This window comes from Chitinophaga sp. (assembly GCF_036569125.1).
Lineage (GTDB): Bacteria > Bacteroidota > Bacteroidia > Chitinophagales > Chitinophagaceae > Chitinophaga.
On sequence record NZ_DATCRF010000565.1, the window covers coordinates 1 to 5,690 of the forward strand.

The window sequence follows — 5,690 nt, forward strand, 5'->3', positions numbered from 1 at the left end:
GTCTTTGCCGGATCCAGCCACACATTGCCCTGCTCTGTTTTTCCAAACTTGGTACCATCCGCTTTCTTGATCAGGGGGCAGGTAAAAGCAAATGCTTCTCCGCCGGCTTTACGGCGCACCAGCTCGGTACCGGTTACAATATTGCCCCACTGGTCAGAGCCGCCCATTTGCAGCTTGCAGTTCTTGGCAGTATATAAATGGTAGAAATCATATCCCTGTATGAGCTGGTAGCTGAATTCTGTGAAAGACATGCCATTGTCGCCTTCCAGCCTTTTCTTCACAGAATCCTTGGCCATCATATAGTTAACGGATATGTGCTTGCCCACATCGCGTATAAAGTCCAGGAAAGAAATGTTCTTAAACCAATCGTAGTTATTCACCATTTCTGCAGCATTGGGCAGGGCGGTGTCAAAGTTCAGGAACCTTTCCAGCTGTGCCTTAATACAGCTTTGGTTGTGCTGCAGGGTGTCCAGGTCCAGCATTTTGCGCTCCTCCGCTTTAAAGGAAGGATCGCCCACCATACCCGTAGCGCCGCCTACCAGGGCCAGCGGCTTATGCCCGGCCTTTTGCAGGTGCACCAGCAGCAGTATGGGTACCAGGCTGCCAATGTGCAGGGAATCTGCTGTAGGGTCAAAACCCACGTAGGCCGTGGTCATTTCTTTTTGCAATTGCTCTTCCGTGCCAGGCATTATATCCTGTAACATGCCTCTCCAGCGCAATTCATCTATCAGGTTCATCGGTAAAATTGAAAATTTGTGCAAACCTAATAAATAGTTGGCAGTTTGCAGTCCACAGTTTGCAGTCCGGGCAACTGTGGCTGTAAATGCTCATGAAAGGGAAGTAAAGCGTATGCTGAAAAGCCGTCCATACTCCACGGTTTACACCGGGCGGTTGGCCTGTTGTTTGCTGCTCAGGCTAATAGCAACTCTTCACCCGCTTAAACCCAAAACCATGGCAAACACAAGCAAGCAGCCGGCATTTGTACATATACAGCAGCAGCCCGAAGTAATTGCAGGCATTGACCTGGGCACTACCAACAGCCTGGTGGCCATTATACATCCATCATTCGGGCAGCCGGTAGCCCTGCGGGAATATAACAACAGCGCCCTGGTGCCCTCTGTATTGTATTTTACGGAAACCGAAAGCGTGGTGGTGGGCAATAAGGCTAAAGCAGCGCTGATCACGCATCCCCGCCAAACGGTGTACAGTGCCAAGCGCCTTATGGGCCGCTCTTATAACGATGTAAAGGAGCAGGAGGCATTTTTCTCCTACGGCCTGGTGAATGATGAAACCGATAGCTTGTTAAAAGTACAGGTGGCCGGTAAACATTATACCCCGGTAGAATTATCCGCCTACCTGCTGAGCGCCTTAAAGCGGCGGGCAGAATATATTTTACAAACACCCATCAATAAAGCCGTGATCACGGTACCGGCCAGCTTTAACGACGCACAGCGCCAGGCTACCCGCGATGCCGGTAAGCTGGCCGGGCTGGATGTTTTGCGTATCATTAATGAACCTACAGCTGCCGCGCTGGCCTATGGCTTAGGATTACAGCCTAATGAAGAAAAAACTGTAGCAGTATACGACCTGGGTGGTGGTATTTTTGACCTCTCCATTCTGAAAATAGCCAAGGGCGTATTTGAAGTGCTGGCCACCAGCGGGGATACCACCCTGGGCGGCGATGATATGGACCAGGCCATTGTTGAACACTGGGCCTGGCTGCATGAAATAGAGCCCGAAGCATTAGGCAGCAATAAAGGACTGGCACAAGCTTTACGGCTAAAGGCTGCGGAGGCGAAACAGCAGCTGTCTACCGCTGATTACTTTCATACCCGGATGGATAATTATGAGCTGCAGCTAACCCAGGCGCAGCTGGAAGAGCTGGTACAACCGCTCATAGCCAAAACAGTTGACTGCTGCCGCAAAGCGCTCGCAGATGCGCAGCTAACCGTGAAAGATATAGATGCCGTGCTGATGGTGGGCGGCGCCACCCGCATGCCCCTGGTGAAAGAAGCGGTGAGCAGATTTTTTGAGCAGCCGGTAAATGATTCATTGCACCCCGATGAAGTGGTAGCCCTGGGCGCCGCCATACAGGCGGATATGCTGGCCGGTAACGGCCAGGCCATACAGCTGCAGGAGGTAACCCCGCTATCCCTGGGTATTGAAACCATGGGCGGCTTAATGGATGTGCTGATACCGCGTAATACGAAAATACCGGCCAGCGCTTTTCGTAATTATACCACGCAGCAGGATGGACAAACCAGTATGAAAGTAGTCATTTACCAGGGAGAGCGCGACCAGGTAAAGGATAACCGCAAGCTGGCGGAATTTGAGCTCACCGGCATCCCGGAAATGAATGCCGGCCTGGCGCAGATCCAGCTTTCTTTTTCATTGAACGAGGATGGCATTTTGCTGGTAAAAGCCAGGGAGCTGCGCAGCGGTGTGGAACAAAGCATCCGGGTGCAGCCGCAGTATGGATTAACCGGCCAGGAGGTAGATGCCATGTTACAATCATCCATCCGCTACGCGCAGGAGGATCTGCAAACCCGTGACCTGTTGGAAATACAAACCAATGCCCAGCAGCTGCTGGATGTAATGGCCGCTTTCCTGGATAAGAACACAGAGCTGCTCTCTGCCGAAGAGATGCAAAATACCCGGCAGGCTATGAACGATCTGCAGGATGTAATAGCCACCAATGATAAAGCCGTAATAGAAGAAAAGATAGCTGCGCTGAATGAGCTGTCAAAGCCTTATGCAGAGCGGCTTACAGATAAAGCTGCAAGAGCGGATCTGAAGCAGCATATTGAAGAATGATACCAAAAAGCAATCGCCGTTCCTGTTGAAAGAACGGCGATTGTGCTTATAATAAGAACGTTTGTTTACAGGTGTTGTAAGCACACCTTTAAACTATCTTTCCAGTAAGGCACCTGGATGCCAAATGTTGTTTTGATCTTTTGTTTGTTTAACACGCTGTAGGCCGGGCGTTGCGCCGGGGTAGGGTACAGGTCCGTAGTAATGGGAGATACCTCGCAGGCTGCGCCGGTAAGCTCTTTCACCGTAACGGCAAAATCATACCAGCTGGTAACGCCTTCATTACTGTAGTGGTATATGCCGCTCACGTTAGTATCCGGGTTTTCTTTCCGGTATTGTAAGATCTGCAGTACGGCTTTTGCAAGGTCTACCGCATAGGTAGGCGTGCCTGCCTGGTCAAATACCACGTTCAGGCTGGGGCGCTCCTGCATCAGCTCTTTCATGCGTTTTACAAAGTTTACGCCGAACTGGGAGTATAACCAGGCCGTACGTATTACAATGGTATTGGGGTTGGCGCCTATGGCAGCGGCTTCCCCACGTAGTTTGGATGCGCCGTAAATGCTTTGGGGATTGGCCTCATCCTCTTCGGTATAGGGGCGGTAATATTTACCGTCAAATACATAATCCGTAGAAATATGCACCAGCTGTGCATTGTGCTGCAGACAGGCTTCCGCCAGGTTCAGCACCGCTTCAAAATTCAGCTGAAAAGCCCTTTCCTCATCAGTTTCCGCTTTATCAACAGCCGTATAGGCGGCACAGTTAATACAGGCATGGATCTCCTGCTGGGAGAAAAGGCCGGCTACGGCTTCAGGGTTGGTAATATCCAGCTCCTGGTAGTCAGTATAAATAAAATTAAGATCCGGGAAGCTGCCGGCTATCAGTTGTATAGCCTGCCCCAGTTGACCATGTGCGCCGGTTACCAGAATGTTTTGCATAAACACTAAGAATTATAAACAAAGTTATGTGTACAGTTTTCCAGCGTAGGTAGTACCTGGTCTTTATCGGAAACAACGGCATCTTTCAGATCAAAACCCCAGTCAATATTCAGGGCAGGATCATTATAAATAAGGCCGCCTTCGCTGGCTTTGTGGTAAAAGTTATCGCACTTATACAACACTTCTGCTGTTTCACTCAGCACAGAGTAGCCATGTGCAAAACCTTTGGGCACCAGCAGCTGCTTTTTATTTTCCGCGCTTAGCTCTATGGTAAATACTTTGCCATAGGTTGGCGATCCCTTGCGGATATCCACTACCACATCCAGTATACGCCCTTCCAAAGCCCTTATCAGCTTGGTTTGTGCATAAGGCTCCTGCTGAAAATGGAGGCCGCGTAATACCCCGTAGGTAGAGCGGGCCTGGTTATCCTGTACAAAAGGAAAGCGCAGCCCTTCCTGCTCAAAAGTACCGGCGTTGTAGCTCTCAAAAAAATATCCCCTGCTGTCGGCAAATACCCTGGGCTCATATACCAGCAGGTCCGGTATTCCTGTTTCCGTAAATGGCATTCTAATTTTAGATTTTAGATTTACGATCTACGATTTAAATCTAAAATCGTAAATCGTAAATTATCATTATCTCTTTTGATATTGATCCTCGTAATATTCCTTGTAAGCCCCGCTGGTCACATGCTCCAGCCAGGTTTCATTGCTCAGGTACCAGTCCACCGTTTTTTCCAGCCCTTCTTCAAATTGCAGGGAAGGCTCCCAGCCCAGCTCTTTGTTTAGCTTGGTGGCGTCAATGGCATAGCGCATATCATGGCCGGCACGGTCCTTTACAAACGTGATCAGCTGGGCGGAAGTGCCGGGAGCACGGCCCAGCTTTTTATCCATTACCATGCAAAGCAGGTTAATGAGGTCAATGTTCTTCCATTCATTAAACCCGCCTATGTTATAGGTTTCGCCGGTACGGCCCTTATGAAAAATGGTGTCAATAGCACGGGCATGATCATCTACCCACAGCCAGTCGCGCACATTTTCACCTTTACCGTATACAGGTACCGGCTTGTTGTTCTTAATATTATGAATAGCCAGCGGGATCAGCTTTTCCGGGAAATGGTGGGAGCCGTAGTTATTGGAACAGTTGCTGATTATAACGGGTAAGTGATAGGTATGGTGATAGGCCATCACAAAATGGTCAGAGCTGGCTTTGGATGCAGAGTAGGGCGAACGGGGATCGTAGCCTGTTTCTTCTGTGAAAAAGCCTTCTGCGCCCAGGGTGCCGTACACTTCATCGGTAGATACATGGTAGAACAACTTGCCCTCCATATTATCCTGCCAGTATTTGCGGCTGGCATTCAGCAATACGGCAGTACCCAGCACATTGGTCTTAATAAAGGCCAGCGGGTCCATAATAGAGCGGTCCACATGACTTTCGGCGGCCAGGTGTATAACCCCGTCAAACTGGTAGGTAACAAACAGCTTGTCTATAAAAGCTTCATCTGTAATGTCGCCCTTTTCAAAGACATAATTAGGTTTATCCTTCACATCCTCCAGGTTTTCGAGGTTACCTGCGTAGGTCAGTGCATCCAGGTTCACGATCTTGTATTCCGGGTATTTTTCAACAAATAACCGCACTACATGTGATCCAATGAAACCGGCGCCACCGGTGATCAATAAAGTACGTTGCATATGGCAAGTTTTGAATTACGAAGAAATGCTGAATGTGTAACGCTTAACGCAAAACGCTGATCATGTTTTGCTGTATGCTTTCAGCGTTCAGCATTAAGCGTTAGGCATTCATCCGTAATTATTTATTTAGCGCTTCTTTAAAGTATTCGTATGTGATCTTCAGCCCTTCCTGGCGGTCTACCTTCGGCGACCAGCCCAGGATCTGCTGCGCCTTGGTAATATCGGGCTTGCGCTGTTTCGGATCATCTTTCGGCAA

At 49.3% G+C, this 5,690-nt stretch carries 5 protein-coding genes; 1 reads left to right on the forward strand and 4 read right to left on the reverse strand.

The genetic code is table 11. From position 1 onward, the window contains the following. The coding region (gene tyrS / locus VIM87_RS21275) for a tyrosine--tRNA ligase (RefSeq protein ID WP_331998953.1) at positions 1–737 on the reverse strand (737 nt) is incomplete at its 3' end. Positions 738–951: 214 nt separating this feature from the next. On the opposite strand from tyrS, the gene hscA reads away from it, so the two are divergent. Continuing rightward, entirely contained in the window at positions 952–2,814 is a 1,863-nt protein-coding gene (hscA, locus tag VIM87_RS21280) for a Fe-S protein assembly chaperone HscA (RefSeq protein WP_331998954.1), read from the forward strand. Between the two features lie 65 nt (positions 2,815–2,879). Here the strand turns inward: hscA and rfbD are convergent, their stop codons facing one another. The 3 genes from rfbD to rfbB all read right to left on the reverse strand — a co-directional run bounded on the left by rfbD (position 2,880) and on the right by rfbB (position 5,434). Continuing rightward, complete coding sequence (gene rfbD, locus VIM87_RS21285; RefSeq protein ID WP_331998955.1) at positions 2,880–3,746, reverse strand: dTDP-4-dehydrorhamnose reductase; 867 nt, start codon at positions 3,744–3,746, stop codon at positions 2,880–2,882. A gap of 5 nt (positions 3,747–3,751) precedes the next feature. Beyond that, on the reverse strand, positions 3,752–4,312 hold the full coding sequence (gene rfbC / locus VIM87_RS21290; protein ID WP_331998956.1) for a dTDP-4-dehydrorhamnose 3,5-epimerase: 561 nt from the start codon (positions 4,310–4,312) through the stop codon (positions 3,752–3,754). Between the two features lie 66 nt (positions 4,313–4,378). Beyond that, entirely contained in the window at positions 4,379–5,434 is a 1,056-nt protein-coding gene (gene rfbB / locus VIM87_RS21295) for a dTDP-glucose 4,6-dehydratase (RefSeq protein WP_331998957.1), read from the reverse strand. Positions 5,435–5,690 lie beyond the last annotated feature (256 nt).